At 60.4% G+C, this 23,488-nt stretch carries 15 protein-coding genes and 1 pseudogene; 7 read left to right on the top strand and 9 right to left on the bottom strand.

Annotated elements, in window-relative coordinates:
* Positions 1-63: 63 nt before the first annotated feature.
* Positions 64-3,426 (top strand): DUF7133 domain-containing protein, encoded by a 3,363-nt coding sequence (locus BGIM_RS0126320; protein WP_020472696.1) that lies wholly within the window; start codon positions 64-66, stop codon positions 3,424-3,426.
* A 153-nt stretch (positions 3,427-3,579) separates the two neighbouring features.
* Here BGIM_RS0126320 and BGIM_RS0126315 read toward each other — a convergent pair whose 3' ends face one another.
* From BGIM_RS0126315 to BGIM_RS0126305, 3 genes are all read right to left on the bottom strand, one after another.
* Positions 3,580-4,545, bottom strand: coding sequence for a DUF1559 domain-containing protein (locus BGIM_RS0126315; RefSeq protein ID WP_040890587.1), 966 nt, complete (start codon positions 4,543-4,545; stop codon positions 3,580-3,582).
* Between the two features lie 32 nt (positions 4,546-4,577).
* Positions 4,578-5,378 (bottom strand): DUF4198 domain-containing protein, encoded by an 801-nt coding sequence (locus tag BGIM_RS0126310; RefSeq protein ID WP_020472694.1) that lies wholly within the window; start codon positions 5,376-5,378, stop codon positions 4,578-4,580.
* Between the two features lie 104 nt (positions 5,379-5,482).
* A complete protein-coding gene (locus tag BGIM_RS0126305) occupies positions 5,483-6,082 on the bottom strand; it encodes a hypothetical protein (protein ID WP_020472693.1) in 600 nt (199 codons plus the stop codon).
* A 20-nt stretch (positions 6,083-6,102) separates the two neighbouring features.
* Between BGIM_RS0126305 and BGIM_RS67865 the strand changes: the two genes are divergently transcribed.
* Positions 6,103-6,225, top strand: coding sequence for a hypothetical protein (locus BGIM_RS67865; protein ID WP_020472692.1), 123 nt, complete (start codon positions 6,103-6,105; stop codon positions 6,223-6,225).
* A 53-nt stretch (positions 6,226-6,278) separates the two neighbouring features.
* Positions 6,279-7,667, top strand: a complete 1,389-nt coding sequence (locus tag BGIM_RS0126295; protein WP_157369439.1) for a DUF1501 domain-containing protein — start codon at positions 6,279-6,281, stop codon at positions 7,665-7,667.
* An 88-nt stretch (positions 7,668-7,755) separates the two neighbouring features.
* Here BGIM_RS0126295 and BGIM_RS0126290 read toward each other — a convergent pair whose 3' ends face one another.
* Positions 7,756-9,564: a hypothetical protein gene (locus BGIM_RS0126290; protein WP_157369438.1), complete on the bottom strand. Its 1,809-nt coding sequence runs from the start codon at positions 9,562-9,564 to the stop codon at positions 7,756-7,758.
* An 85-nt stretch (positions 9,565-9,649) separates the two neighbouring features.
* Between BGIM_RS0126290 and BGIM_RS0126285 the strand changes: the two genes are divergently transcribed.
* On the top strand, positions 9,650-10,999 hold the full coding sequence (locus BGIM_RS0126285; RefSeq protein ID WP_157369437.1) for an alpha/beta hydrolase family protein: 1,350 nt from the start codon (positions 9,650-9,652) through the stop codon (positions 10,997-10,999).
* A gap of 119 nt (positions 11,000-11,118) precedes the next feature.
* On the opposite strand, the gene BGIM_RS58300 is transcribed toward BGIM_RS0126285, so the two are convergent.
* Entirely contained in the window at positions 11,119-12,882 is a 1,764-nt protein-coding gene (locus BGIM_RS58300; protein WP_020472688.1) for a hypothetical protein, read from the bottom strand.
* Positions 12,883-13,160: 278 nt separating this feature from the next.
* Here BGIM_RS58300 and BGIM_RS0126270 point away from each other — a divergent pair, with 278 nt between their 5' ends.
* A complete protein-coding gene (locus BGIM_RS0126270) occupies positions 13,161-15,824 on the top strand; it encodes a DUF1549 and DUF1553 domain-containing protein (protein WP_020472686.1) in 2,664 nt (887 codons plus the stop codon).
* A gap of 316 nt (positions 15,825-16,140) precedes the next feature.
* Here the strand turns inward: BGIM_RS0126270 and BGIM_RS0126265 are convergent, their stop codons facing one another.
* Complete coding sequence (locus BGIM_RS0126265; RefSeq protein ID WP_020472685.1) at positions 16,141-17,238, bottom strand: TIGR03032 family protein; 1,098 nt, start codon at positions 17,236-17,238, stop codon at positions 16,141-16,143.
* A 651-nt stretch (positions 17,239-17,889) separates the two neighbouring features.
* Between BGIM_RS0126265 and BGIM_RS0126260 the strand changes: the two genes are divergently transcribed.
* A complete protein-coding gene (locus BGIM_RS0126260; RefSeq protein WP_157369435.1) occupies positions 17,890-18,105 on the top strand; it encodes a hypothetical protein in 216 nt (71 codons plus the stop codon).
* 101 nt (positions 18,106-18,206) lie between these two features.
* Here BGIM_RS0126260 and BGIM_RS0126255 read toward each other — a convergent pair whose 3' ends face one another.
* Both BGIM_RS0126255 and BGIM_RS0126250 read right to left on the bottom strand, forming a co-directional pair.
* Positions 18,207-19,490, bottom strand: coding sequence for a hypothetical protein (locus BGIM_RS0126255; protein WP_020472683.1), 1,284 nt, complete (start codon positions 19,488-19,490; stop codon positions 18,207-18,209).
* A gap of 96 nt (positions 19,491-19,586) precedes the next feature.
* Positions 19,587-20,969 (bottom strand): DUF1501 domain-containing protein, encoded by a 1,383-nt coding sequence (locus BGIM_RS0126250; RefSeq protein ID WP_020472682.1) that lies wholly within the window; start codon positions 20,967-20,969, stop codon positions 19,587-19,589.
* A gap of 178 nt (positions 20,970-21,147) precedes the next feature.
* Here BGIM_RS0126250 and BGIM_RS0126245 point away from each other — a divergent pair, with 178 nt between their 5' ends.
* The gene (locus BGIM_RS0126245) at positions 21,148-23,040 is read left to right on the top strand and encodes a hypothetical protein (protein ID WP_020472681.1); all 1,893 of its coding nucleotides are present in this window, start codon (positions 21,148-21,150) and stop codon (positions 23,038-23,040) included.
* Positions 23,041-23,191: 151 nt separating this feature from the next.
* On the opposite strand, the pseudogene BGIM_RS52485 reads toward BGIM_RS0126245, so the two are convergent.
* A pseudogene (locus BGIM_RS52485) lies at positions 23,192-23,488 on the bottom strand (hypothetical protein); the annotation flags it as partial.

The following is a 23,488-nucleotide window of genomic DNA, read 5'->3' as shown; positions in this document are numbered from 1 at the left end:
CGGATTGGTTTGATAAGATGAACGCTCCCACCCCGTGCCCAAGTTTCTGGAGCGATCTTTCCCATGCGATGGCGTTTGCGTATCCTCTCGGCGGGCCTCGCGGCCCTGGCCCCCGCCGTGTTTCTCCTTGCCAATCCCGAGCCTCCCAAATCGGGCTACAACCCTCCGCTCGCCAAAGCCTCGGACGAGGCCGACAAGGCGATTGCCCGCTTCCAATACGACAAATCCCTGAAGGTGACGACGTGGGCCGCCGAGCCGTTGCTCGCCCAGCCAGTGGCCTTCGCCTTTGACGAAACCGGCAAATGTTATGTGGCCGAGACGTTTCGCCATTCGCATGGCGCGACCGACAATCGGAGCCACATGAACTGGCTGGACGACGAACTAGCCGCCCGGACGGTTGCGGACCGCGTCGCCCTCTACAAGAAAGATGCCGGGAAGAAGTTTGCCGAACAGTACGAGAAGGAACACGAACGAGTCCGCTTGGTGCAGGACACCAAAGGATATGGGAAGGCCGACACTTCCACGGTGTTCAGCGATGACTTTGGCCGGGCCGAAGATGGCATCGGCGCCGGGTTGCTCGCCCGGCACGGGGAAGTCTTTTACACCTGCATCCCCGACCTTTGGAAGCTGAAAGACACCAAAGGCACCGGCTATGCGGATGTGAAGCAGTCAATGTCCACCGGCTACGGGGTCCACACCGCCTTCATCGGCCACGACTTGCACGGTCTGCGCATGGGGCCGGACGGCCGGTTGTATTTCTCCCTCGGCGACCGGGGTTTCAACGTCGTCAACAAGGAAGGCAAACGCCTCTTTTATCCCGACACCGGCGGGGTGTTGCGCTGCGATCTCGACGGTTCCAACCTGGAGGTTTTCGCCACCGGGCTTCGCAATCCGCAAGAGCTGGCTTTTGACGACTTCGGCAATCTCTTCACTTGTGACAACAATTCCGACTCTGGGGACCAAGCCCGGTTCGTGAACGTCGTGCAAGGGTCCGATAGCGGCTGGCGCATCGGTTACCAGTATGGCTCCGCGATGCACGACGGCACTGTTCGGCAGGGGAATCGCGGCCCGTGGAATTACGAACAATTGTGGAAGCCGCAGGCCGAGAACAAGGCGTTTTATGTTCTTCCCCCGTTGCGTAACTTTGCCGATGGCCCCTCCGGCTTCACCGCCTATCCCGGTGTGGGCTTGGCCGAAAAATATGCCGGCCACTTCTTCTTGTGCGATTTCCGGGGTGGTCCCGGCGGCAGTGGCGTGTGGTCGTTCACCACGAAGCCCAAAGGTGCTTCGTTTGAAATGGTCAACCCGCAACACTTCTTCTGGAGCATTCTGGCCACCGATTGCGAGTTTGGCCCGGATGGCAATTTCTACGTGCTGGACTGGATCGATGGCTGGAACCTCAACGGCAAAGGCCGCATCTACAAGGCCCATGACGAAGCCGCCCATCAAAATCCGGCGGTCGCGGAAGCGAAGAAACTATTGGCGGAGCGATTTGACCATCGACCCGTTGCGGAACTGCTGAAACTGCTCGGCCACCCGCACCGCGACGTGCGTTTGGAAAGCCAGTTCGCCCTCGCCAAAAAGGGGGTTGGTTCCATGAGCGACATCACCGCCGTGGCCGCGAAGAGCGACAACCGTCTCGCCCGGATTCATGCGATCTGGTGCCTCGGGATGATGGGCCGGAAGGACGCCAAGGCGTTCGATGGAATATACCCGCTACTCGCCGACACCGAGATCGAAGTTCGGGCCAACGCGGCCAAGATCCTCGGCGAAAACCCGGCCACCCCGGCCGACAAGTTGCTTCCGCTGCTTGCGGATGCCGAACCGCGTGTGCGGCTGATGGCGGCTCTCGCCCTCGCCCGTGGCACGCTCACGCCGGCCGATGCCCCCAAGATTCGTGACGCCGCCTTCGCCCTGTTGAAGGACAACGGCGACAAAGACCCTTATCTGCGACACGCCGGTTCTGTGGTATTGGCCGCCCGCGTTCCGGCGGCGGCGATTGCCGAGGCGGCCGCTCATGAAAACGTCTCTGTCCGCATCGGGGCGGTGATTGCCCTGCGGCGGCAGGCTTCCCCCGAAGTGCAGGCGTTTCTTGCTGACGCGGACAAAAACGTATTGACGGAAGCCGCCCGCGCGATCAACGATGTGCTGATTACCCCGGCCATGCCCAAACTGGCCGCTTTGCTCAGCCGCACGGATATTGTCCCGGAAGTGGCTTACCGGGCGTTGAACGCCAACTTCCTTGTCGGCAAAGCGGAAAACGCCGTCGCCCTCGCCAATCACGCGGCCAACCCGCAGGCCGCAGAAGGAACGCGGGCTGTCGCGCTGAAGATGCTCGGAGATTGGTCCACCCCCCCGCGACGGGATTATGTGACCGGCCTGACGCAAGCCATCGAACCCCGCCCGCAAGAACAGGCGGCCGCCGCCATCACGGCCGTGCTGGGCAAGATTTTCGCCGCCCCGGATGCAGTGAAGAAGGAAGCCACCGCCGTCGCCTCCAAGCTCGGGATCAAGCAAGTCGGCCCGTTCCTGTTTTCGTTGGTCGCGGACGCCAAGGCCCCCAGTTCCAGCCGGGTCGACGCCCTGACTGGTTTGGATGCGTTGAAGGACGCCAAGCTGACGGAGGCCGTCGCCAAGGCGCTGGCCAGCGACGACCCCAACCTGCGAAACGCCGCCCGCCGGTTGAATTTGAAGAAAGACCCGAACGGGGTGATGAAGCAACTCCGGGAAGTGCTGGCGGGCACGAACATCGTCGAGCAACAGGGGGCCTTCGCGTTGTTGCCGATGATTCAAACGCCCGAAGCGTTTGACATGATCGAAGAATGGCTGGAAAAATTATCGGCCAACAAGGTCGCCCCGGAACTGGCCCTCGACATTCTGGAGGCCGCCAGCGCCAGCACGCAGAAATCCGAACGCCTCCTGCGCCGGATGCGTTCCTACGAGGCCGCCCGCTCGAAGACGGATGACATCGCCAACTTCCGGGAAGCCTTGTCGGGTGGTGATGCCGCCAAGGGTCGGGATATTTTCCTGAACAAAGCGGCCGTGCAGTGCCAGCGTTGTCACAAGGTGGACGGCCAAGGCGGTGATGTCGGTCCGGTGTTGAACGGGCTGGCAAAGCAACAACCCCGGCAATACTTGTTGGAAGCCATCGTTCTACCGAACAAAGCCATTGCCAAGGGATTTGACTCCGTCGCCCTGCGGATGGCCGACGGCCGCACCGTCTCCGGGGTGCTCAAAAGCGACGATGGCAAGGAAGTCAAAGTGATGACGCCGGAAGGCAAACTCATCACCGTGAAATCGGAAGACGTGGAAGACAAGAAAACCACGAAGTCGGCGATGCCGGAAGATATCCCCACGAAGCTGACCAAACGGGAAATCCGCGACTTGGTGGAGTTTTTAGCTTCGTTAAAGGAAGAGAAGAAATAAGGAAGCATAGAAAGGCATTAACCACAAAGACGCAAAGACGCGAAGGTCACACAAAGTTTCACAAAAAAGATTGAAAAGACTTATGATCTTTCTTCTTTGTGAAACTTTGTGCGACCTTCGCGTCTTTATGGTTCGTCTTCTCTTCTTTGACGATCAGTAATCTGTGACCACTTCCCCGCCGGCTCGGGTGGCCAGCGACTGCCAACTGACGCTGTTGATGCTGTTTCGCACAAACCGCACGCTGCCATCACACAGCAGCAAGTTCACCCCGCCGGTGTGGTTGCTCCGGGCGGAGGTCAGTGCCTTGTTATGGCTGGCGTTGCCACAATCCCACTTGGTGGTCGAGTTTGGCAGGTAGAAGTGGTTGTACAACGTGTTGCCGAAGTGGCCGTTAATCCACTGCTCCCCGCGTCGCGGGTTCCATGTGCCGTTGCCGGCGTCACAGTCGGAGGGCGTCGTGTCGTTTCCACCGGCCACCTCCAGGACAACATTACGAATTCCCTGAAGCGTCGTCGGGGCGGTGGAAACCGGGGTGCCGTCGCTAATTAAACTTTCGGAGAACGCGGCGGTGCTTGACGTGCCGTCCGTGATATCGGCAATGCGGGTCGGGTTCTGGGCGAAGACACCGTTGCCATCGGGGATCTTGGTATAACTGGTGATGTTGCCCAAGGTGTCGAGAGTCACGCCGATGCCGTTGCAGGCCACGTAGTTCGTCCCGTAATAAATGCTTCCGGGAACCTGGCCGTTCATGCCGTCACTCGGGCAGACCAACAGTCCGACCCGGTTTTTCGCGGCCGCTTCATTTTGAGTCCCCACGGCGATGGTGCCATCGGGATCAATCAGGTTTTGCAACGCCGTCTGTTCCAGATAAGCAAGCAACCGGGCCGGGGCCGAGACGACCTTCGGATAAGCATTCCGGCCCTGCGGGAACACGCCCAAGGCATTCTCATGGTTGTGCATCGCCAACCCGAGTTGCTTGAGATTATTGGTGCATTTCATCCGGTTGGCGGCTTCGCGGATCTTCTGGACGGCCGGCAACAGCAGGCCGATGAGAATGGCGATGATCGCAATCACCACCAGCAGCTCAATCAGCGTGAATCCTTTTCGCTTTGTTTTCATGGGGTGGAATTCCAAGAGGGTGTGTTGGATGGTCATTCGCCGCAGCAGGGGCACTTTTCCGGCACAAAGACCGTCAGTGTCGCCGTGTAGACCGTAGACTCGAAGCCGTCGCCCTTTTCATCCTTCGGGATGCGGGCGGCGATCAGGTAATAGTTGCCGGTTTTCGGCGTGAAGCTCGCCCGGCCTTCTTTGTCCGTGGTGCGTTCGTATTCGGCGTCCGTGCCCTCTTTGAGCGTGACACCACGAGGAATGAAGGAGACCTTCACCCCTTCAGCCGGCTTGCCCGCGAAGAGGAGTTTCAGCTTGATCGGCGTCCCCGGCCCCATCGGCATCAGCGGGCTGGTTTCAGGAACGAGTTCAATCTGATGGCCAAGCGGCTTGGCGAAACCAGGTTGGTCCTTCGCCACCTTGTCCAGCGAATCGCTGACGAGGAAAAACACCTTGGCGCTGCGGTAGCTCCGGGTGGGTTTGCCGTGGTTCACCACCTTGTCCGACGTGTGGGAGGCCACATAAACGCCCGGTTTGGCGGGGGAGAACTTGGCCGAGTGAAAGCCCTCCTTCGGGGCATAGCCAAGATCGGCGAGGTCCGATTTGAGGTCGTATTTCTTGCCGGTTGGGTCGGTCACGTCAAAAGTTTGAATCATCTCTGGCGTCACTTTGCCAGCCAGTTTGAAATCGCGATGCTCGTTGCCATGATTGCCGAGCATCAGGTCAATGTGGATGGCGTCCCCGGTGCGGACGAGGTTGGTGTTGGTCTGCACCCATGTGTCGTGGGCCGACAGGACACTGTGCATCACGGCAACGGCCGCGATGGCGCTCAGAAAATGGCGCATGATTCTCCATGTGTGTGGGATGCACAATAGTCGGCCTCGCGGCATGTTCGCCGGGCCGGAACGATTGAACAATCAATGTTTTGGATGGAAGTTTGGAAGCGGAATCAGACGTGGTTTGGCGGAGGATGATCCGGCGGGGAAGCAAGAGACGGGAATTCTTCGGATTGCGGAATCAGGTGTTCCCCGATCCGCAAAACTTCGAGAAGGGCATCGGCCGCTTGGAAAGGCCGGGCCGGTTCGAGGGCGCCGTAACCGAGCTTCATGCCTTTGCATTTTTGGGCGAAGAGACCCAGCACCCACCGAACCTTGGGCGTTTCGGCTTCCGGGGTTTTCTTCGCCTCGCAACAGTCGCCGTGTTTGAGCGGGCAACTATCCTCATGCTTTTTCGCACAGCATGATTCTTTCGGTCGGGAGTTCATCAAGACCGGGACATGGGCGGGAACTTCCACGCGGTGATCCTCGGCCCAGGCGATCTTCTCCCCGAGCGTGAAACAACAGCAATCCCCGGCCCAGCATTCGTCGTAGGTGGCGCAGCCGCACAAACGGTTCGCACAAGGGTAGGCCCCTCGGGCGTCTCGCGGTTTGCCGGTTTCGATAATCGGGAAGGGCCAGCCAAAGGTGGCGACCAGATGGGCCAACAGCAACACACCCGCCACGGCCAGCCGTGGGTATCTTTCGCCGAATTGGGGGTGGGACTGTCTCATGCGGGGTGGGAGAGTCACGGATGCAACGTCATCATATCCAATGGAAGGCGAACAGGGAAAAATTCATGCAGGAATCCTCGGGCGAGTTTCTTGATTTGCGATTGGAGATCGGTTCGGCGATGGTGTATCTTGGGGCTTGGTGATCGAGCCAGCCAATCGCCCCTCCCGCCTGACGCCCCTTTTCCGGATGAAACAGATGAGTGATGCCAGTCACCTGATTTCCCGCCGTCGCATGCTTCAACTCGGCGGGGCCGGGGCATTGAGTTTGGGCGTTCCCGGAATGGTTGCCGCCCGCGTCGGGGCGGATGGCAAAACGAAGGCCACCGACCGGTCTTGCATCTTCATCCTGTTATGTGGCGGCCCGAGCCATCTTGACACATGGGACTTGAAGCCGGATGCCCCGGCCGAGATTCGCGGGCCATACAAACCGGCCGCCACGGCGGTTCCGGGCATGAGGATCAGCGAACTGGCGCCGCAACTCGCCAAGATGACCAAGTATTTCACGCTGATCCGCTCGATGACGCATGTGGGCAACATCAGCAACCACTTCGACGCGATGCACCACCTCCTGAGCGGTCAGGCCAACGCCCCGTTGGATTCCCCGTATCTCGGCTCGATCTTGTCCAAAGTGCGGCCGAGCGAACGCAGCGTGGCCTCTTATGTGTGGCTCATCAAGTGCATCGGCGACCCGGTTTTCTGCGCCCCGAACATCGGCACCGGCGGCACCCTCGGCGCCCCCCATGCCCCGCTGTTCGTCGGCACGGCCGAGAACAATCCCTCCAAACCGGGGTTCAAGGCGCCCGACGTGTTCTCCCCGACGGAACCCGTCGCCCGCATGACGGCACGCCGCGAACTGCTCGACGGCCTCAACGACGCCAGGCAGATCAAGAAACAAGAGTGGCAGGACTTGCAACATCGCGGGTTTGAACTGGCCACTTCAGCCGGCCCTCGGCAGGCGTTCGAGGTGGACCGCGAAGACCCGAAAGTCCGCGACCGTTACGGCCGCAATCCCCTCGGGCAAAACCTGCTGCTCGCCCGGCGGTTGGTCGAATCGGGCGTGGGCTTCGTCACGGTCAACGGGTGGACCGGCCAGTCTCCCGGTCAGGTTGGCGGCGGCCCGCCGAGTTCCAGTTGGGACATGCACGGCGGCGAAATGGGCATGGGCAATGCCTTTGGCAATGGTTCTTACGGCATGGGCTATTGCTTGCCGGTTCTCGACACCGCCTTGACGGCCTTGTTCACTGATTTGCAAGAGCGGGGCATGTTGGAAAAAACGCTGGTGGTGGTCACCGGGGAATTTGGCCGCACTCCGCGCATCAACCAAAACGGGAGTGCCTCCCCCGGCCGTCAGCATTGGCCGACGTGTTACTCATCCATCCTGGCCGGGGGCGGTATTCGCGGCGGGGCCGTCTACGGCGAATCGGACAAGATCGCGGCCTTCGTGAAGGACAAACCCGTCCGCCCGCAAGACCTCAGCGCCACGATCTTCCACTCGCTGGGAGTGCCGTATGAATCCCGCGTGACCAAGGAAGGTCTGACGAAGCCCCTCAGCACCGGCGAACCGCTGTTGGAATTGTTTGGCTGAAGATTCGACAGAGATGACAAAGGGCGGGTGTCAAAGGTATTTGACACCCGCCCTTTGCTTCTTTCAGATCACATCATGTTCTGTTTGCTCAATCAATCACCACGCCGTTCGCGGCAACGGCCCGCTTGAGCAAGTCGAGTTCCTTGGTCTTCTTTTCGGCCTTCAGGAATTCCATCCCTTCGGTCATGGTCTTCACGTAGAACTTGCTGACCTCGGTGCCGCGTTTGGCGGAGGTTTTGTTCGCCAGTTCGACATACAGGGAGGCCATTGTGTCTTTGCCGGCTTTGTATTTGCCGGTCACTTCCTTCACGGAGTCGAGCATCTTGGGGACATAACGCCCCTCGTCGGGGAATTTCTTGATCGACTCGCTCAACCCCTTGGCCGTGTACACCCAGATGGATGTCTGCTTCGCCCCGGTGGCGGCGGCCGCATCTTCCTTTTGGAATTCGGCCCACTTGATGCGGCACTCGCAAGCCAGATCGGGCCGGAGGGCCTTCTCGTACATTTGGGCCAATTTCTCGAACAGGTTGTTCCGGTGTTCGCGGTTGTCGTTGTAAACGCTCACGAAGTCGCCCACGATCTTCCACGAAAAGTCGGGATATTTTTGGAAGATGAAGACCAGTTTGTTCACATACGCCCGGATGATCTCTTTTTCTTCCTTGCCGATGTCGCCGTCTTTGGTCATGCGGGCGAGTTCGATCCAAGCGTCTTCGTTATGCGGAGAAAGTCGCAGAACGCCGTCAAGGAACTTGAGGCGGGCTTTCTTGTCGAAAGAATTCTTCTCGGCCAGTTCGGGGTAGAACTCCATCGCCAGTTCGGCCTGTCGCTTGCCCGTGCGATCCGAGGCGGCCGCGGACAGGCGGCGTTCCATGTCCCGGTCCAGAATCTCGTCGCCGGTCTGCGGGTCGATCAGTTGCCCGGTGTAATAGTTGTCCCCCAGATAGCGGCCGTGCGATTCCAGCGTGAACTGCACATTGTTGGCCGTCGCTGATTTCACCTCCACCCACATCACCCAGGCGTGCAATCCCTGAAACTGAGATTCCCCGCCGACATAGGCCGCCGGAACCGCCAGGCTCTTGCCGACGCGGGCCGCGAAATCGGCTTGCATGGCGCACACGCCGCCGTATTTCTTGATGTCCGCCAGCGTGTAATCGTGGTCATTCAGCTTGCAAACCGCGCTTTGGGTTCGGAGCATTTCCATGTCGTACTTGACGTCGGTCTCGTAAATCTTGCCGATCATCGGTCGCTTCGTCTGGTAGTTCGTGATCGCCCAGTCCCGCTCCTTGTCCGGCGTGCGGTGATCCACCACATAGATGAGGAACTCCCACGGCAACACTTGCAGACGGTTGAACGGTTCCTTCCCCTGCACGGCTTTGGCGTGTTCCGTGTGATAGTTGAATTCATCGAGCGGCTTGCGGGCCATGTGCCCTTCGGGGAGCTTGCTCTTGGTCCGCACTTGGTGGCCGCGATAATCGTAAATGGCCCTCGGGTTGTCCCACACCACGCTGATGGCGATGGCGAGATTGGGATACTTGGCGACGGCTTCCGGGTTGGCCTTCCAGAGAACCTTGAAAATCTCCAGGGCCTTGGCGATGTCATCTTTCTTTTCATGGATGGCCGTGAACAGTTCTTCGCGGATGTCGGTGCGGGTCTTGTCCGCGAACCAGCCCATGATCGCGGAATGATCCTCGCCGAAACCCTGCTTGATTTTGTCCTCAAAGCGAATCTGGAAGGACCGGGCCGCCGCCGCCCGCACGATCTTGTACTGGGATTTCTCGAAGAGCTTCCCGTTCTTCTGCAGATCGGTGATCTCCTGAAGCGGCGACGGCTCATCATCGGCCAGCGATAACGAACAAACGGCCAGGGTCAGGCCAAGAACACAGAGGCGAGCACGCATGGGATGGTTCTCTACGGAAAGGCGCGGGCTTTGCGAATAAGAGAAGTGTACCCGGTCATGACCGAAGATGACAAGGGAATCGGCGATGGAAAATCCGTGGCCCGCATCCCTGTCGATTATGGCGTTTTGCCGGGCGACGGGCGGCATCCCTTCTGGTATACTCGACCGCGAATCGTTCCCGAAGGATCTCCCCATGAAACATGCGTGGTTTCCCCTGATGCTGAGTCTCTTCTCCCTGTTCGCCGGCCGGGGCGGCGCCGCCTATCCAGAGGCCAAGGACCTGCCCTCCAAACCCGGACTGCCGGACCCGCTGGTGATGCTCGACGGTTCCAAGGTTTCCACCAAGGAACAATGGGCCGAGAAACGCCGGCCGGAACTCAAGGCTCTCTTTCAGCACTACATGTACGGCACGCTGCCCCCCGTGATGAAGTTTCAGGTCAAATCATTGCATAAGGATGAGAAAGCGTTTGGCGGCAAAGCCACGCTGGAAGAAGTGGGGCTGGACTTCGGCTTCCCCGATCACCTTTTGCGAGTTTTGATCGTCTCGCCGAACGGCCGCAAGGAACCCGTCGGCTGTTTCGTCGGCCCGAACTTCTGCGGCAATCACGCCATTGTGGATGACCCCAAGGTCGCCGTGCCGACATCGTGGATCTACCCGAATTATCCGGGCGTGAAGAACAACAAAGCCACCGAAGAGGGACGAGGCAAACAAGCGGATGTCTGGAACCTCGAACAGACGATTGACCGGGGATACGCCGTCGCCACTTTCTACGCCGGGGACATCGACCCCGACCGGGCCGATGCTCGCGGCGGCATTCGCCCGCACCTGCCGAAAGACCTCGACACCACCAGCATCGCCTGCTGGGCGTGGGGCGTGCATCGCATCGTGGACCACTTGGTCGCCCGACCGGGGATTGACCCGAAAAAGATTGTCTGCGTCGGCCATTCCCGGATGGGCAAAACGGCCCTCTTGGCGACGGCCTTCGATGATCGAATCGCCATCGGCATCCCGCACCAAGCCGGATGCGGCGGCACCGCCCCGAGCCGCGGAACCGTGGGCGAAAGCGTGAAACAGATCAACGACCGCTTCCCGCACTGGTTCAACGCCGAGTTCAAGAAATTCAGCGCCGACCCGACGAGACTGCCGTTCGATCAAAACGATCTGGTGGCCATCTGCGCCCCCCGCCCGGTGTTGTTTTCCAACGCCCAAGAAGACACCTGGGCCAACCCGAACGGCCAGTTCGAGGTGCTGAAGGCCGCCGATAGTGTCTATCGTTTCTTGGGCGTGGAAGGATTGGGGGCGTCAGAACCGCCGCCGATCAGCAAACTGCTTTCAAGCCGATTGGGCTATTTCGTCCGGCCCGGAAAACATTCGATGAACAAAGAAGACTGGGGGGCGTTCTTGGATTTCGCGGACAAACATTTGGGGAAGTGATGGAGCTGTGAGCCGTGAGCTGTGAGCTGTGAGCCATGAGCCATGAGCCATGAGCAAAACCAATTGGTCTTTCTGGTTTTTGCTCATGGCTCACAGCTCATGGCTCACAGCCGATCAAATTACCGCTTAAACGCCCGGAACGGCCGGAATGACGGGTCGGTTCCCTTGTATTCCCACTTGGTCGGCTTGCCTTCCTTGTCCAGTTCCTGAATCCGGCCGTTGTTCTGATTGCCCACCAGCGTGTTGCCGTTTCGCAGGCGCACGGCCGAGGTGGCGAACTGATAGTTGACGGTCCAGCCCGGCTTGCCGCTTTCCAGGTCGAATTCCGTCAGGCTGTTCATCAGGGTGACGAGGATTTTTCCGCTGGGAAGCACGTCCACCGTGGAATAGTAATTCACGCCGTTGCCGCCGACCGCGTGAACCTTGGCGATGGTTCCCTTGCGGTCAACCTTCAGCAATTGCGAATTCTGGGTGAGCAACACATACTCTCCGCTCTTGAGCCTCGCTCCCGCCACGATGTCGTATTCATTGCGGATGAACGTGAAGACCTGCTTGTGCGGAACCTTGTCCCCGCGTTCCCACTCGATGATCTGATTCCGGCCAATGCCCCAACTGATCCCGTTCGGCAACCGGCCGCAGCTCACCGGTTGGTTGATGTTCTCGCTCCAGATTTCCTTGCCGTCGATTTCGCGTTCGATGATCCGATTGCGGTTATGCTCGGCGATCAACACTTTTTTGCCGGGCAGCGGAACCGCGTCCATCGGCCAGTTCAGGCCCTTGATGCTCCAGCGTTCCTTGCCGTCCCCGGTGAGGGCGACCACCCGGCCAAGACCGCCCCGCAGGGGGGACTCGCACACGATGGTCAGCCCGTAGCTCGATTCCGCGTCGAGCTTGGCCATGTCCACTTTCTTCTCGTTAACCTCCCACCATTTCTTCCATTCGTCGCGGGCCTTTTCGCGGCTCGGCTTGTCGGAGCCCATCGAGATCGGCGGCCCTTCTTCCCCGGCGAGCCGCCACATCAGTTCCTCGGTTTTCCAAGCCTTGTCCGCGTTCACTTCGGGCATCAGCCGGATGACTTCGGGAATCAGTTCTTTGTCGCGGGCGTCGTTCACCAGCGAGAGGGCGATCACCAGTTTGATGTCGCTGTCGGCTTCCTTCTTGAGAAACTCCTTCATCTTGGCCCGGCTGTCCTTGTCGTTCACTCGCGTGAACGCCTCGGCGGCGGCTGATCGCTTCAACACATCGCGGTTTTCCAGCGCGGCGTCGAGAACCGGATCCCGTTTGCCGTCCCGGATGGCGAGGGCCACGAACGTGTTGTGAATTTCCTCGGCGACCGATTCGTCGTCGCAGATCGGCAGGTAATTCATGAGGACTTCGGTGATCGTGTCGTCCTTGTACTTCGTCAGCAACCGGGCGGCGGCCAGCGCCAGCGACCGCGTGGGGACTTTCTCCAGCGTCTTCAACGCGAGCTCACACCGGCGGACGATTTCCGGGTCGCCGTCCTTGAGGGCCGTCCGGATCAGGGCGATGGCTCCGACGCCGCTCTTGCCCAGTTCGCGGGAGGCATCCTGACGGCTCTCGAACGAGTCGTCCCCCAGTTTCTTGATAAGGGCGAGCACCTTCGCCTTGTCGGTTTCCTTGACCGTGTGATTGCGGAAAAAGTCCGTGAGGGATTTCACGTCGTCCGCATAGCCGCCAGATTTGATCGTCTCCAAATCGGCCTTGAGTTGGTTGAAAGGCTCGTCCTTCTCCTCCGTCTTGGCTTCTTCTTTTTTGGCGACGTCCTTCTTGACCTCGGTTTTGACGACTTGGGCCGTCAAATCATGAGAAGAGGCCATCAGGGCAATGGCGAGCAACAATATGGACAGGCCGGCGGCACGCATGACCGATCCTCGTGGTTGAAGTTCAAGATTCGTGTGAGGGCTATGATAAGCCAACGAATGGACGAACGGGAGGGGTAAAGTGTAACAGAATTGCCGGGGGCGGTCACCTGCCGATGGCCGGTTGAAATTGGGCGAGAAACGCCGACAGGAGAAATTTGCCGAACGGTTGAATTTCCAGCCTCTGCCCGGCCATGTTCCTTTCGCATTTGGGGTTTGCAAACATCCCTCACCGGTGGGACAATGACCATACCCACCTTCTCCTTCCGGGGAATTCGTTGATGCTCGTGGTTCGTCGTCTTCTGTCGCTATCGGCCATGATGGTCGTCACCAGTATCGGCGTGTCGGCCGAGCCGCCGGTGAAAGCCGCGGATTGGTGGGCGGTGCGGCCGTTGAACAAACCGGCGGTCCCGGCGGGGGCGGCGCATCCGGTGGATGCGTTTATTCGGGCCAAACTGGCGGAGAAGAAGATTTCGACGGCCGCCGAGGCCGACCGGCGGACGTTGATTCGCCGCGTGACCCACGACCTGACCGGCTTGCCGCCGACGCCGGAAGAAATGGAACGCTTCGCCGCCGACAACTCGCCGGATGCTTATGCGAAACTGGTTGACCGGTTGCTGGCCTCGCCCCGTCACGGGGAGCGGCAGGCCCGCCGGTGGATGGATGCCGTCCACTTTGCGGAGACGCACGGGCATGATCAGGACCGCGTGCGGGAGAATGCCTGGCCATACCGCGATTACCTCATCAATTCATTCAACGGAGACACGCCTTACTCGAAGTTCGTTCGCGAGCAGATCGCCGGGGATGCCTTATACCCGGCCGATCCGCAGGCGACCGTCGCCCTCGGGTTGCTGGCCGCCGGGCCTTGGGATGAAAGCACCTTGCGGGACATCCGGGAAGACACGCTCGACCGGCAGATGGGCCGATATCTCGACCGGGACGACATCGTGACCACGGTGATGCAAACCTTCACCAGCACGACCGTGCATTGCGCCCGCTGTCACGATCATAAGTTCGACCCCATTTCGCAGGCCGATTACTACGCCCTGCAAGCCGTGTTCGCCGGGGCCGACCGGGGCAACCGGAATGTGGACACGCAACCGGCCGTCGCCGCCAAACGGGCCGCCTTGCTGCGTGACAAGCAACGCCTGACCTCCGGGATTGTGGACACTCCCCCAAATGTGTTGCGGTTACAATTGGGGGGTTTGATCGCCGAGCGAAAAGCGGCCGAGGCCAAATGGCAAACGCTGATTCCGGAAACGTATCTCTCGACGGGCGGCGCCGAACTGGTTTGCCAGCCCGATGGCTCCATCCTTTCACGCGGCAAACGCCCGGAGACGGATGTGGTCACCGTTGTCGCCCCGGTGCCCGGCGAACAAGCCACCGCGTTGCGGCTAGAAGTATTGACCGATGATTCCCTGCCGCACCACGGACCCGGCCGGCAGGACAACGGCAACCTGCATCTGAGCGAGATCGAAGTTGAACTTCTCAAGCCCGGCGCCGACAAGCCGGAGAAGATCACCCTCGCCGGGGCGACCGCCGACCACGATCAAGCCGGGTGGACAATTCAACATGCCCTTGATGGCAACGAGAAAACTGCCTGGGGCATTTACCCGGAAGTGGGCAAGCCGCATGCGGCCGTGCTGCCGTTCGCCAAACCCGCGAGCGTCCCGGCCGGGAGCAAGATCACCGTGCGGTTGAAGCAACTGCACGGGGGCGGCCACTTGATCGGCAAGTTCCGGCTGAGTGTCACCAACGTCGCCCCGGTTCCCCCGGCGACGGTCGCCGAAATGCGATCCCGGCTCGACACGCCTGTGGAGAAATGGACGGACGACGAAGTCCGGCAGTTCTTCCGCACGACGATGTTGCAACAAGTGGAAACATCGATGGCCGCCCTGCCCAAACCGACGCTGGTGTATTCGGTCGGCGCCAGCATCCTGCCGGACGGCGGCCATCAGGGCAGCCCAAAACCCCGCGTGGTCAACGTGCTGAAGCGGGGGGAAATCACCAAGCCGATGGAAGTCGCCACCCCCGGCGGGTTGGGAGCCGTGTCGGCTCTCCCCGCCCGGTTCAACATCCCCGCGATGGACGACGAAGCCGCCCGCCGGTCGGCGCTGGCCGAATGGCTGACCAGCCGGGACAACCCGATGGTGTGGCGGTCGATTGTCAATCGCGTCTGGGCGTGGCATTTCGGCACAGGCTTGGTGGCCACGGTGAACGACTTCGGGGCGATGGGGAACAAACCTTCGCACCCGGAACTGCTCGACTGGCTGGCGTGCGAGTTCCGCGATGGCAAACAATCTCTAAAGGAACTGCACCGCCTGATTGTGACGAGCGAGACCTATCGGCAATCCTGCGCGGCAAAACCCGGAGCGGCGGACGCCGACCCGTCGAATCGCTGGCTGGCCCGCATGAACCGACAACGTCTCGACGCCGAACAGATTCGGGACACCGTGTTGCTTGCTTCCGGCCGGCTTGATTTGAAGATGGGCGGCCCGAGCGACCGCCAGTTCGCCCTGCGGCCGGGGGTGCATGTCACGCCCGTCGTCGATTACGCGGCCTTTGATTTGGAAGGAGAAACCGGCCGGCGGCGAAGCGTCTACCGGTTCCTTTTCCGCACGCTTCCCGACCCGCTGATGGAAAGCCTTGACTGTCCGGCCGGGGATCAGCTTGCCCCGTTGCGAACCAACAGCGTGACCGTGCAACAAGCCCTCGCCATGTGGAACAGCGCCTTCATGGTCCGTCATGCGGAACATTTTGCGAAGAAGATCAACGAGGACGAGAAAATACCCGAGGCCCGCGTCCGCCTCGCCGCCATGTGGTGCTGGGGCCGCCCCCCGACGGATGCCGAGACAAAGGCATTGCTCGACCACGCCACCCGCCACGGTTGGCCGAGTTTGTGCCGCGTGATGTTCAACAGCAACGAGTTTGTGTTTGTGAATTGAAAAGATTGCTTGTTGATCCTGCCTCCCTGTCCGGCGGGCAAGGTTGTTCTTGGTCTTGGCGAGCCGAGCAGCGTCAGCTGCCGGGTGGCTTCCGGCAGGGAAGGCACTTCAGCCACGGGTTTAAGTCAGGCTGAGTAAAGGCGAGGCGGTTCGACCACTGGAAGCCACCCGGCAGCTGACGCTGCTCGGCTCGCCAAGACCAAGAACAACCTTGAAAACCAAACCTCGAAAAAGCGCAACTTCAAAACCACCAAGCGGGGGATCGCATCGTTCATGGCAATTCTCCCCCCAACGTCGGATCGAACGGAATGTCCGGTCAAAGAGTCCCGGCTTCGCCCACGGTGAGCAGGCGTTGAATTTCGTCCGTCTTGAAGCCCAAGGCCATCGGCCGGACCACGCCCGGCAGGGCCACCACGTCATACAGTTCGGTGATGACGCCTTCGAGCCGGACCCAGTGGGCGACATCCCCCGTGCGCAGATCGATCACATGCAGCCCGCCGCGAGGCTCGGCGCCCCGCTTCGCCAGTTCGTCGTCCAGCGGCAGACCGCCAAAGGTGTTGTGTTCGTGACGCGGGCCGGAGAGACCCACGATGGCGTAATCCCCGGCGAAAGCCAGCCCGCGAAGGAAACCGGGGCAGAACGTCAACGGCTCGAACTTCCCCTTCGCCAGATCGATGCTGCCGAAGTAACCGGTGCCGGCGTTAAGGAGCCAGAGCTTGCCCCGGTAAACACGCGGCGAATGAGGCATCGAGAGGCCGGTGGCAACGATCTCGTTGCTCTGGACATCCATCACCACCCCGCCGCCCCGGCGTTTGTCGCGCCAGCCATCGACGACATCGCAGACGCCAACCGCCGTGACGAAGCGGGCCCTGCCGTTGTCCAACGCGAGGCCGTTCAAGTGACAGCGATCCTCCGGGACCAGCTTGCTCAAGAACGGCGGCTTCCACAACGGCGTGAAAGAGGCCCGCTCGTTCAAGGTCGCCAGACAACCAAAACGGGTGTTGACGAAAACCACCCGACCGCTGGCCTCCACAACGACATCATGGATGTCGAGATCGCCGGTGGTGTGGGCCATCCGGGGGATGTAAAGTTTGTCGGCCCCTTGGTGTGATTCGCCCGGCGCGAGGGAATTCTCGAACCGCCAGAGTTGGGAAAGCGTGCTGAGCCACAACGTCTGGCCGTCGCCACACAGGCCCATGCAGCGCTGGAAGGTTCGCTCGAAGACGGCCATCCGGCCGTCGGGATGCAAGCCCAGAAAGAGGAGCTTGCCGGCCTGATAAGTGGTGAACGCCAGACTGAGCCGCTGACCGGCCAGCCACTCCGGGAAGTGGGCCGAGCCATACACCTGCAACCAAGGCTCCGTCGTCGCGGGGGCGCCTTCGGCGGACGTGGTTTGTGCGGGATTCGTTTCCATGCTTCTTTCAACCTTGCGATGAATTCGGGATTCTTCCCGTTGTTCCGGTGATCTCTTTTAACGGGAAAATCACCTCGAAGGCTCCAGCCAATTGGCGCTGACGGCAATGAAAAGCGAGAAGCCTGCCTTTTGCCTGAGAATGGTTGAATTAGAATTGACACATGGGATGGCCAGTCATGTCGGAACCGGCCGGGACTTGCTTCTTCGGTCCAAGCAGGCTGCGATCCTAAGTGATCTGACACTTGGGCGGCGCCTCGGCAAGTTCATTCGATGATGATTACGGCGCCAAGAGATTCGGCATGAGTCATACCGAATCGCCTTGACAACTGACGAGAGGTTAAGGTTTCGGAGACCCCCTCTGGCTCCCCCTTGCCAAGGGGGAGCCGGAGGGGGTCTTGACTTTAACCTTTCGTCAGTGATCAAAGCGATTCGGTATCAGTCGACTACGAAACCGTCGTTGAATCAAACCCCTTTTTGGTTGGTTTTCCGGGGGAAAGATGGAATGAAGGCGTCCCTTGGAGGCAAGTCGGCTGACTTGATTCCACTTGGACATCGCAAGCTCCTTGATTGTTTGGAATTCGGACAACCATTGTCGTCAACCCCGCCAAACGATGGCTTGCAGAGATTCTTTCGGCGACGGAGGGCGTGCGAGTGACAACTGACGCGGAGTACCAGATCATCCAACTTCTGACCGACCTGCGGGATGCCCAGCGGGAGGAGTTGGCGTATCGGCGGCGGGTGCTGGATGAGTCCATCGGGCTGCAACGGCGGGCTGTCAAGCTCCAGCGGATCGGGGTGGCCATCGTTCTGCTGGTTCTGGTGGCCGGGCTGGGGATGATTGCACTCGCCCAACTGACGCCGCGCTGAATCGCAGACGCCGCCTCTGACACCGTCACATCTCACTCACATTGGTTGTGCGCTGAATTCGAGTTCGTTTGCCTGACGCATGGCTGTGTTCAATCAGGGCGTTATTTCTTCCAATCGTCCGGGAGGGCCGGATGGGTGTCGAGCAAAATTTCCCGGATGGCCGCCCGGTCCGTGGCGCTCAGGTGGGCGTACTCTTTGGATTGATCTTTGCCGGTTAATATCTCCCGCAATCGTTGATACACCCTTGCCTTGGCGTCCGGCGGCAGGGCGGCCAGTTGCGGGGAATAGATGGCGGCGCTGCACGGATACCGGAACAAGCGGGTTTTCAGGTCAAATTCCCGCAGGGATCGCTTTTTACCATCGAACGGCCCGGCCGCCGTGTAATCTTTCGCGAAGGTCGATGTCCCGGCGACCGGGCCTTCAATTTTGGCTTCCTCGGCGAATAACAATCCCCGCACGACATTTTCACAAGCGTCGTTAATCCGGCGGGTGATCCCGTCGGAACGGGTGGCGGCCGGTTCCTTGAAAATCTCGTTCATCTCGGCCTGCTCCCGCAGGGCGAAGCGAACAAGATAGTTGGCTCGCGCGATGCGATTTTGGATCTCCGTCTGGTGTTCGAGAACGAGCAGCGCCACGATATCGCTGTGCGGCGACAGATAATCGGCGACGGTGAAGAATTCCTTCAGCTCGGTCACATCCTGCGGGCGGGGCTTGGGTTCCTCGTCGTCGCGACCGTTAATGGTTTTGTTCCCCCGGTGGGCCAGTTTCGGGGCCGTTCCAGTGACATACCAGCCGCCCCAGCGATCCTCCATCGGCGAGGTGTAGTCGATCCGCTTGGTGCCGAAATTCAGGGCCATCTCCCCCCGATGATCGGGCGTCACCGAACGCAGCAGATGGCCGGGGAAGCCATGATTCATCGAAGAACTATGGCAGATCAGGCATTGGTCCGTCTGCCGGGTGAAGCGGGCTTTGCGATTCGGGTTCTGGTCAAGCGTGTAGAACACCACGCCCAGGTCCGTGTCCGTGGCGGTCAGTTCGACCACATCCCCGCGCTGGCAAAACCCGACCGTCACATCGTCGCTGAAATAAATCGCCCGAGGCGTCTTCGGGCTGATGCGCGAGCGTTGCAAACTGGTCTTGGAGAACACCAACGTTTGCGACGAGACCGGCACGCCAAGTTCCTTCAGAACCGCCGGGAGATAGCCGTGTTCCGGGTGATGCTCCAGCGTTTTGCGACCGGCCCGCACTTCGTCGGCGAGGCGGCTGACGGCGTTGTTCTCAGGGGCGGCCGAATACCGAACCGGAGGCCGATCCACGTCTTCTGCCCGTGAGTTGACGGGCATGATGGCGGCAAGCAGGAGGATCGTTCGCGAGGGTTGAAACACGGCCCGGCCCTTAAATCGGATACTTAAATCCAATTTATCTGGCGCCGGGGGAGAACACAACAGAAAAACCGGTCAAATCGCATTCGCCCGGAGCATTCACTCCGCCAGCACTTCATCGATCACTTCACCGTGAACATCCGTCAGGCGACGGTCGGCGCCATCGTGCCGCACCGTCAGTTTTTCATGGTTGATGCCGAGCAGATGCAGCACCGTCGCGTGGAAATCGTAATTGGTCGTCACGTCTTTGCGGGCCTTCCACGACCATTCGTCGCTTTCCCCGTGGGCGACACCTCCTTTCACCCCGGCCCCGGCCATCCAGCCGACGGAGGTGCCGCCGTTGTGGTCGCGGCCGTCGCTTCCTTGCGTGAAGGGCATTCGGCCGAACTCCGTGTTCCACAGCACCAGCGTGTCGTCAAGCAGGCCGCGAGATTTCAGGTCGGTCAGCAACGCGGCGATGGGTTGATCGGTGTTCTTGCAGATCGGCGGCAGTTCCTTCGACATGCTGGTGTGGTTGTCCCAGTTGTTCGACGGCCCCCCGGCCCCGCTCCACACTTGCACGAACCGGACGCCGCGTTCGACCAATCGGCGGGCGAGCAGACACCGCTTGCCGAAGTCGTCCGTTGCGGGAGTTCCCACGCCGTAGAGCGTCTTGACGGCCTGGGTTTCCCGGCTCAGGTCAAATGCCTCCGGGGCCCGCGCCTGCATTCGGGCGGCAAGCTCATACGCCTTGATGCGGCCATCCAACCGGGTGTCGCCGGGATTGCGGGCGGCGTGGTCGCGGTTCAGGTCTTCCAGCAGTTTCAACCCGTCGCGGGTGGCGTCCGGCGTCATGCTTTTGCCCGGTCCGGCGAGGAAGGGGAGCGGGTCCGGCTTGCCGAGATCCAGCGCCGTTCCCTGATGGGTCACCGGCAGGAAGCCGCTGGAGAAATTCCCCTTCCCGTTGTAAGGCAAACCACGCGGGTCCGGCAAAACAACGAACGTCGGCAGATCATCCGTCAGGCGGCCGAGGGCGTAGCTGATCCATGAGCCGAAACACGGAAAGCCGGGAAGGAGAAACCCGGTGTTCATCAGGTAACTGGCCGGCCCGTGGACGTTGGTGCGTGATTTCATGGCCATCAAAAAGGCCATTTCGTCCACATGTTTGGCGAGGTTCGGCAGCAGATCGCTGACCCACCGGCCGGATTTGCCATGTTGCCGCAGGGGGACCGGGGGCTTCAAGATCATGCCGGGCGCGCTGGTGGCCGCCTCCACCCGCTGGTTGCCGCCGGGGTCGAATTTCTGGCCATGCCGTTTGGTGAGTTCGGGCTTGTGGTCGAACAAGTCCATCTGGCTGGCGCCGCCGTTCATGAACAGTTGGATCACCCGCTTCGCCTTCGCCGGATGATGCGTCGCGGCCCTGCCCTCCGTGGCCAGCATCCATTGCGTGGCGACACACCCCAAGCCCCCGGCCTGCCGAAGAAAGTCCCGACGGTTAAACATGACACGCCCTCCGGACCCGACGAAAAGACAGAACAGATCATACCTTGGATGACGCCCTTCCTCCAACGAGCATGTGGCATTTCATTGGATTTTAACGTCGGGAGAAACTTCTTGACGTTATTGGCCCGCCATGTTCCAATTTCAACACATCCCAATGTTCCAACATCTTTGAAAGCGTATGACTCCCTCCAACGAATCTCCCTCGGAAAACTCGCCGACCGCCAACGACTCGCTTGGGCTGGCAACGATCTCGCCCGTGGAAGAAGTTTCCCCCGACGAACCAGATTTGTCGGCCGTTGCCACATTATCAGACTCGCCATATCCCCCCTCCGGGGAACCATCCTCCTCGGATCAGATATCATCCGAAGCTGATGAGGAAGGCGATTGGGAAGAGGTTGAAGTCTCCGTGCCCGGTGATTCGACTGCCATCGTCGGCGAGGCGACGGCGGTGAAAGTCGCCCGCGTTCGCCGGAAGAAACGGCCGGTCCGGACGGATGCCGCCGAATTACGGCTGCGCGGCCGACGGGACATGTGCAAGCGCATCGCCGACATTGCCCCGCATATGTTGAAGCAGTCAAAACTACGGTTGTTGACAAGCTATCTCGACTCCAAGATTCTCCCCATCGGCAAAGAGGACGACGAACTCACCAAGTTCATCATCGGCGAGGCCCCGAAACTTGCGGAGCGAAGCCGCGTGCTGGCCGCGCTTAACACCCCCGGCTCGGGCACGGATGACCTCAAGGCCGTTATTTTTGCCGTGCTGTTGCAGGAGGAGACCCACTCGACCCCCGAATACCGCCTCTATGAAAAAGTGGCTGACTTTGAGAGGGAGATCGTGAAGCGAGCGAAGACGCTTGATCTCACTGATTTGAGAAAATCCGATCCCGACTGGTGGCATTGCATCGACACCTACCGGGTCCTGCTGGAAGCCGCGTGGGGGAACGACGGCCTCATTTCCCCGGACGAAGGCCGGTTGCTCCGCGTCCTTCGGGACCACTTCGGCATCTCGATGGACGACCATTGGGCTGTCAGCGCGCTCTTGAAGAGATTCCCGAAAGACAAGTGCGTCATCCACACTCCCGATGAAATCAACGAGGCCCGGAAAGAACTTCAGCGGCAGGGGCTGCTGTGGAACTACAAGAACGACGCAGACCAAAACATTGACGTGATTCCGGCCGAGATCGCCGCCATCATCTGTCGCGAGCATGCCGGCCAGGAGTTGCAGGCGGTCAATTTTCGTCGGCTGGCTTCCCACGACGCGATTCTCGCCTCCGAGTTGCGAACCGCCTTGCACCGGGTGGGCGGAGACCGGGCGGGCAACAAGGCGGAACTGATTGAGCGTGTCGTCGCCAGCGGTGTCAAGCCGTCCGGCTTGCTCAATCCGCTGGACAAGGAAAAATTGTCGGCGATGTGCGGCGGCTTCGGACTGAAGACAAGCGGGGCGAAGGCTGAGTTGATCGGCCGGCTGATTGATTTCTACGACGACCTCACGTTCGAGGCTCGCGTGACGAAAGATCCTCGCGAAGTGTGGTACGCCAATTATGAACTTTTGGCCGGGCGGGCGTATGCCGAACTCCGGGCCAAAAAGGTGATCACCAAAGACCTCGACATTGAACACCAGTTTGAAGACGCCACGGCGTTTTTATTCGACAACCGGCTGCGAATGCCCTGCGACATGACCCGCAAGGACAACAAGGCCGACGGACGCCTCGCCCTCGACGGCGGGCAGACCTTGCTATTGGACTGCAAGTCGGCCGAGGGGCCGGTCAACCTTCAGGATTATCTCGACGGCCAGTTCGACGGGTATTTGCGGAAGGAACAGGCGCTCGGCAAAAATCCGATCGGCTTCCTCGTGATCGCCCCGGCTTTCACCCCGCAGTCCCTGAATCTTGCGTACAAGTACAAGGCCCGGACGAATTGGGACATCGCCCTCATCACCGCCGAGGGCCTGCGTTATCTGGCCGACCGCTGGGCGGCCGCCGAGCCGCAAAAGCCTTTCCCGGTCCGGCTGCTCAACTGCACGGCAATCATCGACAAGGAACGGGCCGAGGTGCTGCTGAGCCTGGCTTGATACCGAATCGCATTGATTGATAACCAAGGTGAAGTCTCGGAGACCCCCTCCGGCTCCCCCTTGGTTATCAATCAATGCGATTCGGTATGAGAGTTCGCCTGCCCGCCGGTTCAGATGGCTAATACCGACGAAGACCCGTCACGTCGGCGGGTCAGGCGCAACGCTTTGTTCGGCGTGCCTTGAGTGACTCGGTGGCCCACAGGTCGCCGCCGTCCAGCCACGTCGCCAGCCACCCCTCCAGCGAATCCGCCTGCGGCAGCAGATAGTCGGCCGGGGTCGCCCCCTCGGCGTTGACATCAGAATAGTAGAACCACACCGGGTGCGGCGGCCCGGAGCAGTCCACGGCCGAAGAGTAATGCCCGCCCCAGCTCAGGAACTCGACAAGCTTCGGTGGCCACCACGGGTCGCCGGCCGCGGCGGCCGCAACGCAACCCCGCTTGGCTTGTGC

The organism is Zavarzinella formosa DSM 19928 (assembly GCF_000255705.1).
Lineage (GTDB): Bacteria > Planctomycetota > Planctomycetia > Gemmatales > Gemmataceae > Zavarzinella > Zavarzinella formosa.
Note: the sequence above shows the minus strand (reverse complement) of the source record. Positions and strands in the feature narration are given on the sequence as shown.